We start from the raw sequence: 17,634 nt of genomic DNA, 5'->3' as shown, positions 1-17,634 counted from the left end.
CTCCGGCGTTTGCCAAAGGGAGTCGGCCGCCAGGCCGAAACAAAGAAAGCGGCCGCGCCCGCAGCAATGGATATGTACACAACCCAAAAAGCATCGCGGGCAAGCCCGCTCCCACAGGTACCGAGTCGTACTCAAACGCGGTGCACGACGCGAAACACTGCGGGAGCAAAATCACTCGCCGATACGCGCCAGGTAAACCCGCGTCACCCGCCGCTCCTCAACCGACATGACCGTCAACCGCCACCCTTCCCACTCATGGCTGTCACCAATCATCGGCAACCGATCCAGCAGGCTCACCACCAGCCCGGCCAGGGTCTGGTAATCGTCAGTCGGCTGCGCCGCAAAGCCGGTGCGCTGACGGACCCTCGCCAGGTTCAGGGCACCGCTGACCACAAACCCGCCCTTGTCCTCGACCACATCCGGGCCCTCGATCTCGCTGGCGTCCGGCAGTTCGCCGGCGATCGACTCGAGAATGTCGGTCATGGTCAGCACGCCGACAAAATCGCCGAACTCGTTGACCACAAACGCAATGTGCGTGGACGCCTTGCGCATCTGCTCCAGGGCATTGAGGATCGAGTAACTGTCCAGCAGGTTAATCGTCTGACGCGCCAGATGGGCAAGATCAGGCTGGTTACCGGCCAGGAACTCCTTGAGCAACTCCTTCTTGTGCACGAACCCCAGCGGCTCATCCACCGCGCCATTGCGAATCAGCGGCAAGCGCGAGTAGGACGAATGCATCAGGCGCGTACGAATGGTCTCGGCGTCATCGGCCAGATCAATGTGGTCGACATCCGCGCGCACGGTCATCAGGGTGCGGATCGGCCGCTCGGCCAGTTGCAGCACGCCACTGATCATCACCCGTTCGCGACGGTCGAACAGCTCTTCACTCGGCGCCTCACCGTCATCGAGCATGTCGGCAATCTCTTCACCGACCTCTTCCACCGCCAGCTTGCGCCCGCCGAGCAAACGCATCACCGCGTGGGCAGTGCGCTCACGCATCGGGCGCAGGCCCTGCATCGAACGCTTGCGACGTGCGCGGGCGATCTGGTTGAACACCTCGATCAGGATCGAGAAACCGATGGCCGCATACAGATAACCCTTCGGAATATGGAAGCCCAGGCCTTCGGCAGTCAGTGCAAAGCCGATCATCATCAAGAAGCCCAGACACAGCATGATCACCGTCGGATGCGCGTTTACGAAGCGGGTCAGCGGCTTGCTGGCGACGATCATCAGGCCAATGGAAATGATCACCGCGATCATCATCACCGCCAGTTCGTCGACCATGCCCACGGCGGTAATCACCGCATCGAGGGAGAACACCGCATCCAGCACCACGATCTGCGCCACGATGGGCCAGAACAGCGCGTAAGTGGTGTTGGCCGTACGCTGGCCGACGTGGCCTTCAAGACGTTCATGCAATTCCATGGTGGCCTTGAACAGCAGGAACACACCACCGAACAGCATGATCAGGTCACGACCGGAGAAGCTCTTGCCGAACACTTCGAACAGCGGCTGGGTCAGGGTCACCAGCCAGGAAATACTCGCCAGCAGGCCCAGGCGCATGATCAACGCCAGGGACAGACCGATGATGCGCGCACGGTCGCGCTGATGCGGCGGCAACTTGTCCGCGAGGATCGCGATAAACACCAGGTTGTCGATACCCAGTACCAGCTCCAGCACAATCAGTGTCAACAAGCCCAACCAGGCGGTGGGGTCGGCTAACCATTCCATATAGATATCTCGATCTCTTCAGTGAATTCAGAATGCCGGGCACGGCAAAGCGCGGCACAGAGGCCACAGGGTTGCGATGTTCGGGGTGTTCGAAGGCCGAAAGACCGGGTGTTTCGCGTGCGTCAGCAGCGCGCGTGGGCGCAGGGAGGAAGGAGAACTGGGGGGCTCCGTGAGGGTGTTCATGCGGGTCCTGAAAAGGGAAAAGGACTTGAATCGTACAGGCGAGAAGGACATTTCCCACAGCGGGAAATCATTTCAAGATCTGTAGATGAGCGAAAGATCGCAGCCTGCCCTGCAGGATTGAGCCAGCTCCTGCAGGGATCAGGCGCAGTGGCGGACTCTTTCGATGTAGCGCAATACCGCGGGAGACTTTTCGAAGCGGCGATGGATCAGGGCCAGCCATGACGTGGCGTCGCAATCTTCGATCGGCTTGTAGACCACGTTAGGCAGACTGACATGACCGACCACTGATTCGGGCACCACAGCCACCCCTTGTCCCAGAGATACCAGAGCGATGACCGCGACCAGTCCCCCGGGTTGCGCCCCCAGCTTTGGCGAGAAATTGCCCTTGGCGGCGACCTGCAGGGTGCCAATGACCTGTTCGGGAAGGATGAAGTTTTCATTCTGCAGGTGCACCGAGTTGATCGATGGCAGGCGGTTGAGCCAGGAATTCACCGGCAACGCCAGCACGAAGCCCTCGGCCATCAGCCGCACCGACTCGATGCCCTCGGGCATGGTTAGCGGAAATCGGACATACCCCAGATCGAAACGCCCCTCCAGGATCATATTGCCCAGGCTGGCCATCGGGCTTTCGCGCACGTTGAGGCTCACATCCGGATATTCGCCGGCAAAGCCCTGCACCTGCTTTTGCAGCAGCCCGGAATACACCGCCGACGCCACGTAACCCAGCTCGATATGGCCGATTTCGCCACGCCCGGCGCGTTGCGCGTTGCGCTGCGCCGACTCGAACTGGCGCACCGTGGCGTCGGCCTCGATCATCAGCGCCGCGCCGGCTTCGGTCAGGCTGACATCCCGCGCCTGGCGAATGAACAACCGCGCGCCCAGCTCCGCTTCCATGTCCTGGATCTGCCGGGTCAGGGTCGGCGGCGCGATGCCCAGTTGCTCGGCGGCGCGGGTGAAATTGCGATGCCGGGCGACGGCGAGGAAGTAGCGGAAATGGCGGATGTCCATTCGGTGCATTAGCTCAAAGGTAATGAAGTGATGATGCATGCCTAACGAAGGCACCAGCAATCGGCGATAAGCTGCAGGCAACCTCACAGTAGAGAATGCCCGCCATGTCCGTCAAACCCCGGGTGAGCCCGCGCCTGACCCTGCTCACCGCCTCCGCGGTGTGTTCGTTGATCGTGCTCGACACCAATATCGTCGCCGTTACCTTGCCGAGCATCGCCCGGGATCTGGGCGCGAATTTCGCCGATATCGAGTGGGTGGTCAGTGCCTACATGCTGGCCTTCGCCGCCTTGCTGCTGCCCGCAGGAAGCCTGGCCGACCGCTTCGGTCGGCAGAAAATGCTGATGTGGGGACTGGGGATTTTCATTCTCGCCTCCCTCGGTTGCGGTGCCGCGCCCACGGCTCTGTTCCTCGATATCGCCCGGGCGATCAAGGGCGTCGGTGCCGCATTGCTGTTGACCTCGGCGCTGGCCTCCATCGGCCACACCTTTCACGATGAAGTGGAACGGGCCAAGGCCTGGGCCTTCTGGGGCATCTGCATGGGCGTGGCGACCACCGCATCGCCGACCCTGGGCGGCTTGATCACCGAATACGTCGGCTGGCGCTGGATTTTCTACCTCAACCTGCCGGTGGGCCTGTTCCTGATGTACATGGTCCGGCGCGCCGTGCCGGAATCCCGCGATACCCAGTCTGCAAGGCTCGATCCGTGGGGCAGCCTGGCATTCAGCGCCAGCCTGTTGTGCCTGATCTGGGGCCTGATCGAAGCCAACCGCATTGGCTGGAACAACTCCGTGACCTGGATGCGCCTGCTGGGTGGCGCGGCGCTGCTGGGGCTGTTCGTGCTGATCGAGCGCGTGCAGCAGCGGCCGATGATCGACCTGCAGCTGTTCCGTCACCCGCGCTTTATCGGCGCCCTGCTCGGCATGTTCTTCTATGCCGCCTGCGCCCAGGTGATGATGACCATGCTGCCGTTCTACCTGCAGAACGGCCTGGGTTTCAGCGCCATTGCCGCCGGTCTGGGCATGCTGCCGTTTGCCGTGACCATGCTGATCTTTCCGCGGATCGGTGCGCGACTGGCCGGGCGGGTGAGCCCGGCGAACATGATGGCGGCCGGACTGGCGCTGGTGGGCAGCGGCAATCTGCTCAGCGCCTGGGCGGCATCCAGCGGTGGCTACCTGCCCTTCGCCCTGGCGATTGCCGTGACCGGCGCCGGTGCCGGCCTGCTCAATGGCGATACGCAGAAAAACATCATGGCGTGCGTGCCTCGGGAACGCACCGGCATGGCTTCGGGCATGAGCACCACCATGCGTTTCAGCGCGATCATGCTGGGGATCGGAATTTATGGCGCGCTGCTGGCCGGCCACAGCGAACAGTTGCTGCATGACAGCCTGGCGGCGCAGGGCGGGCAGTGGCTGGAGCAGGCCCACGCAATTGCCTCGCGGGTGGTGGCCGGGGATATGACGGCGGCGATGAACCTGTTGCCGCCAGCCGCGCAACCGCTGATCGAGCCCTTGGCCCGTCAGGCATTCGTCGGCGGTTTCAGTTTGTTGTTGTGGGTGGCGGGGCTGGCGGGACTGCTGGCGGCGCTGCTGGTCGGCACACTGATGCGTAATCCGATTCCCGTCTCGTCGCAGAGCCGGCCATTGGCAGCCGTCACAAGCGCTGGTGCTTGAGTGACGTCGGTACCCGCAGTGAGGGTGACGGGTCTGGCGCCTTCGCGGGCAAGCCCGCTCCCACAGGGTTTTGCGTCGTACACAAATGTTGTGCTCATCGCGATAACTGTGGGAGCGGGCTTGCCCGCGAAGAGGCCGGCTAGGGCAATACAAGATTCAACCAGGCAACAGCTCATCGATATGCCGATACTCGGCCTGCAACTGCTCGGCCAACACCCGACTGCGCCCAAGGCGAATCGGCCCGCGCTCGATATCGATCACCAACCCCGGACACTCAAGGGCCGCAAGCGTCGACCACTCCTTCAATCGGCCATCGGTCACCACCAGCAACCGTTGTTGCTCCGCCGCAAAGCGCTTGCGCCGCGAAGCCAGCCAGTGCCCTGCCTCGCCCAGCGCCGCCAGCAACGGCGTGCCACCACCGGCGCCAAGCCCATCGAGCCAATGGCGCAAACCGCTGGACGCCTTCAGCCCTTGCACCTGCCACTTCGGCACCGCGCCACTGGCAGTCAACAAGGCCAGTCGCGCGCGCCGGCGGTAAGCGTCATCGAACAGTTGCGCCAACAACCCCTTGGCATCGCTCAACGCCTGATGCCGACGGGTCGAAGCCGAGGCATCGACGATCACCAGCCACAGCTCATGGGGTGAGCGGGTGCGCAGTTGGAACAACAGATCCGAACGATGCCGTGGCCGGCCATTGAGCAAGGTGCCGGGCCAGTTCACCGAGCCGTTGCGGGCGCTGTGTCGCTTGCCCTGCTTGCCATGATCGAGGCGTCCGGCGCGGGGTCTGGCATTCGCCCCCGCGTCGGACCGGGGGCGAATGCCTAGGGCTTTTTTGGCCAGCTCGGCACTTCGCGGCGGGCGCCGGTTGGCAGCGCTTGGGCCGGCATTTCGCCCCACTGGCCCTGGCCTTCGCCGGGGTTGGTGTTCTGATCGGAGGGCGACTGGCCGGACTGCGGCGCAGGCGGTGTGTGCTCGCGACGACGATGGCGCAAAGCGAACCCCGCCACGGCGTCGATATCCTCTTCGGCAATGGCCTCGGCTCCGCGCCAGGCAGCGTGGGCCCGGGCTGCGCGGAGCCAGACCAGATCGGCGCGCAAGCCATCGACGCCGGCGGCGAAACAACGCTCGGTGATCTGCGCCAGCGCGTCGTCATCCAGGGGAATGCTTGCCAATGCGCTGCGCGCCTTCTGGCAACGTTCACGCAGATCGTATTGCTGGCTTTCCCATTCGGCGCAAAAGGTCTGGGGATCGCTGTCGAAATCCAGGCGGCGACGGATGATCTGCCCGCGCTCGGCCGGCGCGGTATGACCACTGAGGGCGACGTTCAAACCAAAACGGTCGAGCAATTGCGGGCGCAACTCGCCCTCTTCCGGGTTCATGGTGCCGATGAGCACGAACTTCGCCGAGTGCCGGTGGGAAATGCCATCGCGTTCGACCAGATTGGTGCCGCTGGCGGCCACGTCCAGCAACAGGTCGACGAGGTGATCGGGCAGCAGATTGACTTCATCGACGTAGAGCACACCGCCGTCGGCCTTGGCCAGCACGCCCGGGGAAAACTGCGCGCGACCTTCGCTCAGGGCGGCGTCCAGGTCGAGGGTGCCGACCAGTCGTTCCTCGGTGGCGCCCAGGGGCAAGGTGATGAATTGGCCGCTGGCCAGCAGATCGGCCAGGCCCCGGGCCAGGGTCGATTTGGCCATGCCCCGCGGGCCTTCGATCAGTACGCCGCCGATTTTCGGGTCGATGGCGGTGAGGTACAGGGCCAGTTTCAAGTCATCGGCGCCGACCACGGCGGAGAGGGGGAAATGGGGAGTGTCGGTCATTGCGCTTTTCTCTGTCGTGGTCGTTGTTTTATCAATAAATATCACAGCCACCTTGGTACCTGTGGTGATCAGCCATCTTCTTCTATATCCAGCAACAGATTTTCCAGCGCCTCGCGATACTCCCCCGGCTCCTTCCACATCCCCCGCTGCTGTGCTTCGAGCATACGTTCGGTCATGTCGCGCAGGGCATGCGGATTGTGTTCGCGAACGAAATCACGGGTTGCCGGGTCGAGCAGATAGGCATCGGCCAGCAACGCGTATTGGTGATCGTCGATCAACTGCGTGGTGGCGTCGAAGGCGAACAGATTGTCCACGGTGGCGGCCATTTCGAACGCGCCTTTATAGCCGTGGCGTTTGACGCCTTCGAGCCACTTCGGATTGGCCGCGCGGGAGCGGATCACCCGGTTCAGTTCTTCCTTGAGTGTGCGAATCCGAGGCAAGTCCGGCTGGCTGTGGTCGCCGTGATAACTGGCCGCCACCTCGCCACTGAGGCTCTCCACGGCAGCGAGCATGCCGCCCTGGAACTGGTAATAGTCGTTGGAATCGAGCAGATCGTGCTCGCGGTTGTCCTGGTTTTGCAGCACCGCCTGCACCTGACTCAGACGCTGGGCGAAGTGCTCGCGGGCGGCGGTGCCTTCGTCGGAGCCACCATAGGCGTAACCGCCCCAGTTCAGGTAAACCTCGGCCAGATCCTCGCGGCTCTGCCACAGGCGCCCATCGATGGCGCCCTGCACGCCCGCGCCATAGGCACCGGGCTTGGCGCCGAAAATGCGCCAGCCGGCCTGACGTCGCGCGGTGTCTTCATCGAGGCCGGATTGCAGCAGGGCCTCGCGTTCAGCCCGCACTTTCGCCGCCAGCGGATTCAGATCGTCCGGTTCATCCAGCGCGGCAACCGCCTGCACGGCGGCGTCAAACAGGCGGATCAGGTTGGCAAAGGCATCGCGGAAGAATCCCGACACCCGCAGCGTGACGTCCACTCGCGGTCGGTCGAGCAGGCTCAAGGGCAGGATCTCGAAATCATCGACCCGCTGGCTGCCGGTGGCCCACACCGGACGCACGCCCATCAACGCCATGGCCTGGGCGATGTCGTCGCCACCGGTGCGCATGGTCGCCGTGCCCCACACCGACAGGCCGAGCTGGCGCAGGTGATCGCCATGGTCCTGCAGGTGACGTTCGAGGATCAGGTTGGCCGACTGGAAACCGATGCGCCACGCCGTGGTGGTGGGCAGGTTGCGCACGTCCACCGAATAGAAGTTGCGCCCGGTGGGCAGTACGTCCAGGCGGCCACGGCTCGGTGCGCCGCTGGGGCCTGCCGGGACGAAGCGGCCGCCGAGGGCGTCGAGCAGGCCGCGCATTTCCGCCGGGCCGCAGGCGTCCAGCGTTGGTGCGATCACTTCGCGCAGGTTGTCGAGGATGGCGTTCACTTCCATCCAGCACGACCCCTGTGGGAGCGGGCTTGCCCGCGATAGCGGTGGGTCAGGAAGATTATTGTTTGCTGACACTCCGCTATCGCGGGCAAGCCCGCTCCCACAGGGTTTGGGGATGGCAGTTAAAACTTGCGAGATCAGTTGTGCGGCAAACAGTTCGAGGCGTTCGCGGGTATCGCCGGTGGTGCGCCACGGCTCATCACTGATCGACAACAAGGGCTCTGGCCGTGGCCCGTTCCACGGCTCGGCCAACGCGCAATCGAGCGGATCGAACCCCAACTCGAACGCCCTGGCCAACGCCCGCAACAGACTCGACTGCGCCCCGCGCCCATCCCCTCGCGGAATGCGCAACAGCGCCAGCAACGTATCAATGCGCAACCGCCCCACCGGCGACTCGCCAAACACATGCAGTCCGTCGCGGATCTGCGACTCCTTCAAATCGCACAGATAGGTGTCGAGCCGTGGCAGCCAGATCGCCGCATCGGCGTCGCTGTCCAGCTGCTCGTCCAGTTGCAGTTCGCGGTCGATGTGGGTGTCGCGCACCAGTTGCAGGATGTCGCGCTGCAACTCCCGGGCGCGGCGTGGGTCGAGCAGTTGCGCTTCGTAGTATTCGTCGGCCAGCAGTTCCAGGTTGCGCAGCGGGCCGTAGGTTTCGGCGCGGGTCAGCGGTGGCATCAAGTGGTCGATGATCACCGCCTGGGTGCGCCGCTTGGCCTGGGCGCCCTCGCCCGGATCGTTGACGATGAACGGGTAGATGTTCGGCAGCGGGCCGAGCAACGCGTCGGGCCAGCAGCTGTCGGACAGCCCGACACCCTTGCCCGGCAGCCATTCCAGGTTGCCATGCTTGCCGACGTGGATCACGCCGTGGGCGCCATAGGTGTTGCGCAGCCAGAAGTAAAACGCCAGGTAGCCGTGGGGCGGCACCAGGTCCGGGTCGTGGTACACCGCGCTCGGGTCGACCTGATAACCCCGGGCCGGCTGAATGCCGACAAAGGTCAGGCCGAAACGCAGGCCGGCGATCATCATCCGCCCGCCCCGACACATCGGATCGCTGTCCGGCGTGCCCCAACGTTCCAGCACGGCGGTGCGATTGGCTTCGGGCAGTGCGTTGAACATCCGCAGGTAATCGTCCATGGCCAGGCTTTGCTGGCACGGACGCTGGTCGAGGCTATCGAGGTCGTTGCTCACCCCGCCGAGCAACTGCTGGATCAGCGCGGTGCCGCTGTCGGGCAATTCGGCCGGCAGCGGATAACCTTCCCGCTGCAGCGCCCGCAGAATGTTCAGCGCCGCCGCGGGGGTGTCGAGCCCCACGCCATTGCCGATACGGCCATCGCGGGTCGGGTAGTTGGCGAGGATCAGCGCCACGCGTTTCTCGGCGTTGGGCAGGCGCGCCAGATCGGTGTAGCGCCGCGCCAGTTCGGCGACGAAGTCCATGCGTTCGGCGGCGGGCCGGTAGCAGACCACGTCGGACTGGCTGCGCTCGCTGCGCCAGGCCAGATCCTTGAAGCTGATGGGCCGGCTGATGATCCGCCCGTCCAGCTCGGGCAGCGCGATGTGCATCGCCAGATCCCGCGGGCCGAGGCCCTGCTCACTGGCGCGCCAGCCCGGTTCGTTGTCCTGGGCGCAGATCGCCTGAATCACCGGGATATTGCGGCGAAACGGGCGCAAATGCGGCGCTTCGGGGCTGGACTGGGCGAAGCCGGTGGTGTTCAGAATCACCCCCGCCTCGACTTCATCCAGCCAGTCCTCGACCACCGACAGGCAGCCGGGCTCTTTCAAACTGGCCAGCGCGATCGGCAACGGGTTAAGCCCCGCCGCCTGCAAACGCTGGCAGAAAATATCAATGAAAGCGGTGTTCGCCGCCTGCAAATGCGAGCGGTAGAACAGCACCGCCGCCACGGGCTGACCGGCCTGCCAGTCGGCCTGCCAATCCTGCAACGTCGCGGGGCTTTTTATCGGGTGGTAGATCGCCGTGCGTGGCAGGGTCTGCGGCTCGACCCAAGGGTAATCGCGGCCCAGCCAGCGATTGGCCAGACAGCGAAACAGGTTCAGCGCATTGGCCATGCCGCCCTGGCGCAGAAAGTGCCAGAGCCGGTCGCGATCTTCGGCGATGACTGTGCTCAGGTCGCTGAGTTCCGGGTCAGGGCGATCATCGCCCGGCACCAGGATCAATTGCACGCCCCGCTGCGACAGCTCCACCAGCCGCTCGACGCCGTAGCGCCAATAGGCGATGCCGCCGTGCAGCGAAATCAGAATCACCTTGGCGTGACGCAGCACCTCATCGACGTACAGGTCGACCGATGCGTGGTTCTGCACCTGCATCGGGTTGGCCAGGCGCATGCTGGGGTAATCCTCGGGCAACTGCTGCGCCGCTTCGGCGAGCAGCGCAAGGCTGGAGTCGCCGCTGCACAGGATCACCAGCTCGGCGGGGGTTTGTCCAAGGTCGGCGATGTTGTCATCCGACACGAAACCGCCGGGCTGGGTCCTGAGCAGGTGCATGGCTTACACGCTGAGCGCGGCGCGCAACTGCGCTTCGATCGCGGCGGCGTCCAGCTCCTGGCCGATCAGCACCAGACGGGTGATGCGCGCTTCATCGGCGTTCCACTTGCGGTCGAAGTGCTTGTCGAAACGGGTGCCCACGCCCTGGATCAGCAGGCGCATCGGCTTGCTCGGGATCGCCGCGAAGCCCTTGACCCGCAGGATGCCGTGCTTGACCACCAGTTGGGTCAGGGCGTCCAGCAGCAGGCTTTCGTCGGCTTGCGGCAGCTCGATGGAAATCGAATCGAAGGCGTCGTGGTCGTGATCGTCCTCGCCTTCGTGGTGATGATCGTGATGGCTGTGACGGCCGTCGATGTGTTCTTCGGAGCCGGCGCCCAGGCCGATCAGCACGTCCAGCGGCAGGCGACCGTTGCTGGCTTCGATGACTTTCACCGCCGGCGGCAGCTCTTCGGCCACTTCCAGGCGCACGCGGGCCAGGTCTGCAGGGTTGATCAGGTCGGCCTTGTTGAGGATCACCAGGTCCGCGCTCGACAGCTGGTCGGCGAACAATTCGTGCAACGGCGACTCGTGGTCCAGGTTCGGATCGAGTTTGCGCTGGGCATCGACCTGGTCGGGGAACGCGGCGAAGGTGCCGGCGGCAACGGCCGGGCTGTCGACCACGGTGATCACCGCGTCGACGGTGCAGGCGCTGCGGATTTCCGGCCACTGGAAGGCCTGGACCAGGGGCTTTGGCAGCGCCAGGCCGGAGGTTTCGATGAGGATGTGATCAAGATCGCCGCGACGGGCCACCAGTTCGCGCATCACCGGGAAGAATTCTTCCTGGACGGTGCAGCACAGGCAGCCGTTGGCCAGTTCATAGACGCGGCCGCTGGCCTCTTCTTCGGTGCAGCCGATGGAGCACTGCTTGAGAATTTCGCCGTCGATGCCCAACTCGCCGAACTCGTTGACGATCACCGCGATACGGCGACCCTGGGCGTTGTCCAGCATGTGCCGCAGCAAGGTGGTTTTGCCCGAGCCCAGAAAGCCGGTAACGATGGTGACGGGGAGTTTGGCCAGTGTTTTCATCGGATGCCCTTTGGCAAGGTGGCGGGCATACGGGACGAGAAGCGGCCACGCGCACGCGCGCCGCCAGTGTTCGCCACCGGATCACCCCGCCCGGTTGTAGTGAGAATCTGTATCGAGGCAGGTCTCCTGGCTGACGGTGTGCCGGTCGGTCGACTGGCGTTGGCTGCGCCTTCCCGCGGGCTCAAGCGCTGAGCGTGCAGTGGCGTGGCAGCGAACATCACCGTTCACAGTTGCGGGGGCAGCCGCGGCATCGACCGCGTTCCCTTCTTAGCTTCGGCAAAAATGCCGAAGAACCTCGAAAGCGCAAGGCTACGCATCGCGTCCGGACCGGTCAATCACTGTAGGCGCTGCCGAAGGCTGCGATCTTTTGATTTTGCTCTTAAAAACAAGATCAAAAGATCGCAGCCTTCGGCAGCGCCTACATTAACCACATGAGAACGCTTGCCAATTGACGCCCCACCCCCGCCCATGCTCTCCTACACAACTTGTTACGGGTGCCCTTCACAGGGTGAAACGGGAAACCGGTGAATCGTGTGCTTTACTCAAAGCCACGTCAGTCCGGTGCTGCCCCCGCAACGGTAAGCGAGCGAAGCGTCAGATCCACTGTGCCGATACGGCATGGGAAGGTGATGCTTTTCGGTATGAGCCACAGGCTACTACCCCTCGCGAGCCCGGAGACCGGCCCGCAACACGAAGTAATCAGACTTCAACTGAATGACAAACCCGCGGTGGGCGGGCGCTGTTCGAATCCCTGCGCGCTCGGTCGTGCGGGGCCTCTGCATGCGCTTTTGATTGCCCGCTGACAGACCAGAGGGAAACGCCATGTCGATCATCAGCAGCACCGGCCACAGCCAATCCGCCAGCAGCACCACGACCCTGACCCAACGCCTGACCGCCGCCTTCTGCGCGTCGATCCTGGGTGCGTGTCTGGTTTATTTCGCCGGCTTCTCGCACATCGAAGCGGTGCACAACGCTGCCCACGATACCCGCCACAGCGCTGCGTTCCCGTGCCATTGAGACCTGCCGACATGATCAAGCGTATTGCCCAGACCGCAGGTTTCACCGGCCTGCTGGCCGCCCTGCTGCTGACCCTTTTGCAAAGCTTCTGGGTCTCGCCGCTGATTCTGCAGGCCGAGACCTACGAAAAAGCCGAACCTGCCGCGGTTGAAGTCCACGAACACACCCACGAAGGCGCCGTTGCTGCGCACACCCACGATGCCGAAGCCTGGGAGCCGGAAGACGGCTGGCAGCGCGTGCTGTCGACCACGGGCGGCAATCTGGTAGTCGCCGTTGGCTTCGCCCTGATGCTGGCCGGTCTCTACACCCTGCGCGCACCGACCAAAACCTCCCAGGGCCTGCTCTGGGGCCTGGCCGGTTACGCCACCTTCGTGCTGGCGCCGACCCTCGGTCTGCCACCTGAGTTGCCAGGCACCGCCGCGGCGGATCTGGCGCAACGCCAACTGTGGTGGATCGGCACCGCCGCCTCTACCGCCGCAGGCATTGCGCTGATCGCTTTCGGTCGCCACTGGCTGCTGAAAGTGCTGGGCGCGGCGATCATTGCCGTTCCCCATGTGATCGGCGCTCCGCAGCCGGAAGTGCATTCGATGCTCGCGCCTGAAGCGTTGGAAGCCCAGTTCAAAATCGCTTCGCAGCTGACCAACGTCGCGTTCTGGCTGGCCCTGGGCCTGATCAGCGCCTGGCTGTTCCGCCGCAAAGGCGACGGTCAATACCACGCATGACCGATACCAACGCAGCGCCGACCCTGGTGGTCGGCCTGGGTTGCCAGCGCGGCTGCCCCGTCAGCACGCTGCGGGCCCTGCTGGATCAGGCGCTGCAGGCTCACCAGATTCCGCTGCAGCAGGTCAAAGGCCTGGCCAGCATCGACCTCAAGCGCGATGAACCGGCGCTGATCGAACTGGCCGCGCAGCTTGGCCTGCCGATGGTGTTCTTCAGCAGCGAGCAATTGACGCCTTACGAACCGTTGCTCAGCCACCATTCGCAGATCGCCTTCGAACGCACCGGCTGTTACGGTGTGGCGGAAAGCGCGGCCCTCGCCTTGGCCGAGCAATTGGCCAAGGCGCCGGTGAAACTGCTGATCCGGCGACAAAAATATGCCCAGGCAACTCTGGCATTGGCCGGCGCGGCCTGAAATCCCCGATAATCCCCGCCTTCGATCATGAGCAATCTTCATCTGAAGCGTTGCGCGCCTCTCTTTTACAGGCTCTCTATCAATAGGAACCGACGATGACCGTCTACTTCATCGGCGCCGGCCCCGGCGACCCGGAACTGATCACCGTCAAGGGCCAGCGCCTGATCCGCAGCTGCCCGGTCATCATCTACGCAGGATCCCTGGTGCCCACCGCCGTGCTGGAAGGACACAGCGCCGAGTTAGTGGTCAACAGCGCCGAGTTGCACCTGGAACAGATCATCGATCTGATCAAGGCCGCCCATGCCAACGGCCAGGACGTGGCCCGCGTGCATTCCGGCGATCCGAGCCTGTATGGCGCCATCGGCGAGCAGATTCGCCATTTGCGTGAGCTTGGCATCCCGTTCGAAATCATTCCCGGAGTGACAGCGACTGCTGCGTGCGCAGCATTGCTGGGTGCGGAGCTGACGTTGCCGGACATCTCCCAGAGCGTAATCCTGACCCGCTATGCCGATAAAACCGCAATGCCCGCCGGCGAAGACCTGGGCAGCCTGGCGCAGCACGGGGCGACCATGGCGATTCACCTTGGGGTCAATCATCTGGAGAAAATCCTCGCCGAGCTGTTGCCGCATTACGGCGAGGATTGTCCGATCGCCGTGATTCACCGCGCGACCTGGCCAGATCAGGATTGGGTGGTGGGGACGATTGGCGATATTGCCGGGAAGGTGGCCGAGAAGGGATTTCGGCGTACGGCGTTGATACTGGTGGGCCGGGTGTTGGGGAGCGATCAGTTCAGTGAGTCTTCGCTGTACCGTGCCGGGCATGCGCACCTGTATCGGCCTTGAAGGCGCCACAGGTATATGAATCAGTCAGGCAAAAAAAACGGCGCTCACGGTGCGCCGTTTTTTTCATTTCGCAGCGAACACCTTAGTAGTAGGCGTTTTCTTTCTGCGTGTGGTCGGTCACGTCGCGAACGCCCTTGAGCTCCGGAATGCGCTCGAGCAGGGTGCGCTCGATGCCTTCCTTCAAGGTCACGTCGGCCTGGCCGCAGCCCTGGCAGCCGCCGCCGAACTGCAGAACGGCGATGCCGTCCTCGACCACATCGATCAGGCTGACCTGACCGCCGTGGCTGGCCAGACCCGGGTTGATCTCGGTCTGCAGGTAATAGTTGATGCGCTCGTTGATCGGGCTGTCGGCGTTGACCATCGGCACCTTGGCGTTTGGCGCCTTGATGGTCAGCTGGCCGCCCATGCGGTCGGTGGCGTAGTCGACGACGGCGTCATCGAGGAACGCTTCACTGAAGCCGTCGATGTAGGCGGTGAAGCTTTTGAGCCCCAGCGCCGTGTCTTCGGGCTTTTCTTCGCCCGGCTTGCAGTAGGCAATGCAGGTTTCGGCGTATTGGGTACCAGGCTGGGTGATGAAGATGCGGATGCCGATGCCCGGGGTGTTCTGCTTGGAGAGCAGATCAGCCAGATAATCGTGGGCGGCGTCGGTGATGGTAATAGCGGTCATGGAAACTCCTCGCAGGCTTGGGCGCAGTTTACGCCAATCATCGCGCCGGACAAAGTCCCAGTATTTTTGTCGGGAAAGATTCTGACAAACCCGTCCGTGCAGGAGCTGCCGCAGGCTGCGATCTTTTGATTTTGTTTTTGAAGATCAAAAGATCGCAGCTTGCGGCAGCGCCTACAGGGGATCGTGGGAGATCAGAGGTTTTCGTAGCGGTTCATGTCCAATACGCCCTCTTCCACCGGATCGGTTTCGTGGATGTAGCGGCTCAAGTCATGGAAGTACTGCCAGAACTGCGGATGGCTGCGGCGAATGCCCCAGCGTTCGACGATTTTCTCGAAGCGGTTGGCGTCCTTGGCATTTTCCATGGCATCGACAAACTCCGGAACCTCGGCGGCCGGGATGTTGAACATGAAATTGGGATAACTGCTCAGAACCCCCGGGAAAATGGTCACGGTGTCCAGTTCCGGCTGATAGCGCAACGACTCGCCCAAAAGAAACGCCACATTGCTATGGGCCCGATTGCGCAAAAGGCTGTAGACCACCCGCTTGCCGCTGGCCGTCTCGACCCGCAGCATGGTCGCTTCCGGCAATTGATCGATCACCTTGAGCCCGGCGGCCGGGCGTGAAGTCAGGCGGCTCAGGGCCTGCTCGGCGTTTTGCAGGTCCGGGTCGATGTTGGGCCGTGAGCAATAGGCACCGTCGCAGCGGTTGATCGGGTCCGGCTTGGCGTTGAGTTCGCCGTAGCGCGCCAGCAGCTGCATCGCGAAATCGTATTTCGGGTCTTTTTCATCGAGCTTCAACGCAGTCGGCTTGTCGTCATCGATGTCTTCGTAATCCAGCCACATCTTGATTTTGCCGCTGCTCTGATACCAATCGTCGAGGTAACCCTCCCGTGAGTCCGCCGGCATCAGACGCAGAAAATTCTGCTCGGCACCGTTGCGGATCAGGTCGAAATAAAGTCGTGTCTGGGCTTGATGGGAGACATTGCCGAACACATCGAAATTCACCGCCAACTGGTAATAGGTGCGCTCCAGCAACGGGTAGTCGAACAGCCACATCGTCTGCGGAACTTCGCCAATCAGCCCCTTGGTCACGGCAGCGCTGTCGAAATGGCGAAAGATGCTCAACAAGGCATTGTCATTGCCGGCCCAAAGGGTCGACCAACTGGGCGCCGGTAGATCGGCGTAGCTGTCACGCCGCAGCGCCTCGTACTCGTTACGCTTGTTGCGGTAGTTGTGCCACAGGCTCAGCACGCTGCCGACGTCGTCGTTTTGCCCCGGCATCGCCAGTAAAGGCGTCGCCTGACCGCGGTAATTCGGGTCGGTGATATAGAGGTCGTGTTCCGGTGCCTGGAACAGGGCCCAGAAGTTATCGCGGATCACGTCCGTGGCGATCTGCCCCCGACACACCGGGCCGCGAATGAAGGTGCGCACGAAATATTCGGCGTTATCGAGCATGAACTGATAGCGCGCCTGGGCCGGGATCGCCTCGAAGGTCGCGAAAGGATTGGCCCGGCTTTGCGGTCCGTAGCCCGGCAACGCCGTGACCTGCCAGTTGCCGTTGTAGAACAGGCTTTTGACCCGGGCCATCTTCGCCGCGCTCAGCGGATAGGTGATGTGAGTCTTGTGCACGATCACACCCTGCACCGGCCACAGGCGGTAATAGAACTCGGTGCCGGGGTCGTCGTTCGGGCGACGGGTGCTGATAAGGTCGATCGGCTGGCCGGTGGGCGTGCGCGAGCGCACCCACTGGAAGAAATGCCCCGGCTCGCCGTCCTTGAAATAGATGTGCGCCAGAAACCAGTGTTCGAACAGCCAGCGTCCAACCAGGCTCTGCCGGGCGCCCGGCGCGTTGAGCAAGTTTTCCCACTGAACGACCTGCAGCGCTTCCTTCGCGCTCGGCACCAGGCCCTGCTCGTCGATGGGCGCGCCCGACGCCAGCCAGCGTTGCAGGGTCTGGTATTGCTGATCGGTCAAGCCGGTCACGGCCAGGGGCATGCCCTGCTGTGGATGGGTACTGGCGTAGCCGTCGAATTCCGCCGGCATCGCGCAGACGTTGTCGCGGTCAAGACCCAGGATGATGTCTTCCGGCAGCTTGGCATTGGGTTGCAGCGGCGTGCGGTGGCCCAGTTCAAGCATCCGCGCCATCAATGCCGCTTGGCTGCCCTGGGCGTCGAGCACCGAGTAAAAACCCTTCTGCTGCCAGGCCCGCTTGCCGAACGCGTCATAGAACAGCCGGGTCGGTGCGGCGGCCTGGCCCCGATCACCGTCGTAGACCGGGGTCTTGCTCGCGCCCCGCGCCGCGCCTTCGCCGCTGCCCAGGTTGAGCTGACAGGCCGAGTCGTAGCAGGCGTGGCAGGCCACGCACTTCTCGGTGAAGATCGGCTGGATGTCGCGGGTATAGGAAATGGCAGGAGTAGCCGCCGGTGTCTGCGCCATGGCGCCCCAGCTCAAACACAGCAACAGACTGCTGATGACGACGCGATACGACATGTCCTGATCCCGATCCTTGAAAACGCCGCGATTCTACCGGCCCGCGGGCCGTGCCAACATGAGCGATATTCATGCAAAAGCCTG

The 17,634-nt window shown here is 63.4% G+C and carries 13 protein-coding genes and 2 riboswitches; of the genes, 5 read left to right on the top strand and 8 right to left on the bottom strand.

Going from position 1 to position 17,634, the window contains the following annotated elements; translation table 11 throughout:
- Positions 1 to 171 precede the first annotated feature (171 nt).
- Together HNO86_RS19135 and HNO86_RS19130 are read right to left on the bottom strand one after the other, a co-directional pair.
- Positions 172 to 1,731, bottom strand: coding sequence for a TerC family protein (locus tag HNO86_RS19135; protein WP_175378501.1), 1,560 nt, complete (start codon positions 1,729 to 1,731; stop codon positions 172 to 174).
- Positions 1,732 to 2,052: 321 nt separating this feature from the next.
- Entirely contained in the window at positions 2,053 to 2,922 is an 870-nt protein-coding gene (locus HNO86_RS19130) for a LysR family transcriptional regulator (protein WP_175378500.1), read from the bottom strand.
- 104 nt (positions 2,923 to 3,026) lie between these two features.
- Here HNO86_RS19130 and HNO86_RS19125 point away from each other — a divergent pair, with 104 nt between their 5' ends.
- A complete protein-coding gene (locus HNO86_RS19125) occupies positions 3,027 to 4,592 on the top strand; it encodes an MFS transporter (protein ID WP_175378499.1) in 1,566 nt (521 codons plus the stop codon).
- Between the two features lie 156 nt (positions 4,593 to 4,748).
- Here HNO86_RS19125 and HNO86_RS19120 read toward each other — a convergent pair whose 3' ends face one another.
- The 4 genes from HNO86_RS19120 to cobW form a co-directional block, all read right to left on the bottom strand.
- On the bottom strand, positions 4,749 to 5,312 hold the full coding sequence (locus HNO86_RS19120) for a VWA domain-containing protein (protein ID WP_372242543.1): 564 nt from the start codon (positions 5,310 to 5,312) through the stop codon (positions 4,749 to 4,751).
- A gap of 101 nt (positions 5,313 to 5,413) precedes the next feature.
- The gene (locus HNO86_RS19115) at positions 5,414 to 6,412 is read right to left on the bottom strand and encodes an ATP-binding protein (protein ID WP_175378498.1); all 999 of its coding nucleotides are present in this window, start codon (positions 6,410 to 6,412) and stop codon (positions 5,414 to 5,416) included.
- Between the two features lie 68 nt (positions 6,413 to 6,480).
- Positions 6,481 to 10,338 carry a cobaltochelatase subunit CobN gene (cobN, locus tag HNO86_RS19110; protein ID WP_175378497.1) on the bottom strand — a complete coding sequence of 1,286 codons (3,858 nt, stop codon included), beginning with the start codon at positions 10,336 to 10,338 and terminating at the stop codon, positions 6,481 to 6,483.
- 3 nt (positions 10,339 to 10,341) lie between these two features.
- Positions 10,342 to 11,403 (bottom strand): cobalamin biosynthesis protein CobW, encoded by a 1,062-nt coding sequence (gene cobW, locus HNO86_RS19105; protein ID WP_175378496.1) that lies wholly within the window; start codon positions 11,401 to 11,403, stop codon positions 10,342 to 10,344.
- 98 nt (positions 11,404 to 11,501) lie between these two features.
- Positions 11,502 to 11,716, bottom strand: a riboswitch (cobalamin riboswitch).
- A gap of 162 nt (positions 11,717 to 11,878) precedes the next feature.
- Positions 11,879 to 12,105: riboswitch (cobalamin riboswitch) on the top strand.
- A gap of 120 nt (positions 12,106 to 12,225) precedes the next feature.
- Here cobW and HNO86_RS19100 point away from each other — a divergent pair.
- From HNO86_RS19100 to cobM, 4 genes are all read left to right on the top strand, one after another.
- A complete protein-coding gene (locus HNO86_RS19100; RefSeq protein ID WP_175378495.1) occupies positions 12,226 to 12,420 on the top strand; it encodes a CbtB-domain containing protein in 195 nt (64 codons plus the stop codon).
- Positions 12,421 to 12,431: 11 nt separating this feature from the next.
- Positions 12,432 to 13,142: a CbtA family protein gene (locus HNO86_RS19095; protein ID WP_175378494.1), complete on the top strand. Its 711-nt coding sequence runs from the start codon at positions 12,432 to 12,434 to the stop codon at positions 13,140 to 13,142.
- Positions 13,139 to 13,552 (top strand): cobalamin biosynthesis protein, encoded by a 414-nt coding sequence (locus HNO86_RS19090; protein WP_175378493.1) that lies wholly within the window; start codon positions 13,139 to 13,141, stop codon positions 13,550 to 13,552. The genes HNO86_RS19095 and HNO86_RS19090 overlap by 4 nt, the downstream gene beginning before the upstream one ends.
- A gap of 95 nt (positions 13,553 to 13,647) precedes the next feature.
- Entirely contained in the window at positions 13,648 to 14,394 is a 747-nt protein-coding gene (gene cobM, locus HNO86_RS19085) for a precorrin-4 C(11)-methyltransferase (RefSeq protein ID WP_175378492.1), read from the top strand.
- Positions 14,395 to 14,476: 82 nt separating this feature from the next.
- Here the strand turns inward: cobM and nfuA are convergent, their stop codons facing one another.
- Positions 14,477 to 15,061, bottom strand: a complete 585-nt coding sequence (gene nfuA / locus HNO86_RS19080) for a Fe-S biogenesis protein NfuA (protein WP_175378491.1) — start codon at positions 15,059 to 15,061, stop codon at positions 14,477 to 14,479.
- 191 nt (positions 15,062 to 15,252) lie between these two features.
- The gene (locus HNO86_RS19075) at positions 15,253 to 17,550 is read right to left on the bottom strand and encodes a fatty acid cis/trans isomerase (protein WP_175378490.1); all 2,298 of its coding nucleotides are present in this window, start codon (positions 17,548 to 17,550) and stop codon (positions 15,253 to 15,255) included.
- Positions 17,551 to 17,634 lie beyond the last annotated feature (84 nt).

Source organism: Pseudomonas sp. C1C7 (genome assembly GCF_013359595.1).
In the GTDB taxonomy this organism is placed as follows: domain Bacteria; phylum Pseudomonadota; class Gammaproteobacteria; order Pseudomonadales; family Pseudomonadaceae; genus Aquipseudomonas.
The sequence above is the reverse complement of the archived record's forward strand: the minus strand, read 5'-3'. Positions and strand labels throughout refer to the sequence as shown.

Excerpts from the sequence above, each read along its gene's own strand:
- HNO86_RS19135 (WP_175378501.1), bottom strand. The coding sequence starts at position 1,731 with ATGGAATGGTTAGCCGACCCCACCGCCTGGTTGGGCTTGTTGACACTG.
- HNO86_RS19130 (WP_175378500.1), bottom strand. The coding sequence starts at position 2,922 with ATGGACATCCGCCATTTCCGCTACTTCCTCGCCGTCGCCCGGCATCGC.
- HNO86_RS19125 (WP_175378499.1), top strand. The coding sequence starts at position 3,027 with ATGTCCGTCAAACCCCGGGTGAGCCCGCGCCTGACCCTGCTCACCGCC.
- HNO86_RS19115 (WP_175378498.1), bottom strand. The coding sequence starts at position 6,412 with ATGACCGACACTCCCCATTTCCCCCTCTCCGCCGTGGTCGGCGCCGAT.
- cobN (WP_175378497.1), bottom strand. The coding sequence starts at position 10,338 with ATGCACCTGCTCAGGACCCAGCCCGGCGGTTTCGTGTCGGATGACAAC.
- cobW (WP_175378496.1), bottom strand. The coding sequence starts at position 11,403 with ATGAAAACACTGGCCAAACTCCCCGTCACCATCGTTACCGGCTTTCTG.
- HNO86_RS19100 (WP_175378495.1), top strand. The coding sequence starts at position 12,226 with ATGTCGATCATCAGCAGCACCGGCCACAGCCAATCCGCCAGCAGCACC.
- HNO86_RS19095 (WP_175378494.1), top strand. The coding sequence starts at position 12,432 with ATGATCAAGCGTATTGCCCAGACCGCAGGTTTCACCGGCCTGCTGGCC.
- HNO86_RS19090 (WP_175378493.1), top strand. The coding sequence starts at position 13,139 with ATGACCGATACCAACGCAGCGCCGACCCTGGTGGTCGGCCTGGGTTGC.
- cobM (WP_175378492.1), top strand. The coding sequence starts at position 13,648 with ATGACCGTCTACTTCATCGGCGCCGGCCCCGGCGACCCGGAACTGATC.
- nfuA (WP_175378491.1), bottom strand. The coding sequence starts at position 15,061 with ATGACCGCTATTACCATCACCGACGCCGCCCACGATTATCTGGCTGAT.
- HNO86_RS19075 (WP_175378490.1), bottom strand. The coding sequence starts at position 17,550 with ATGTCGTATCGCGTCGTCATCAGCAGTCTGTTGCTGTGTTTGAGCTGG.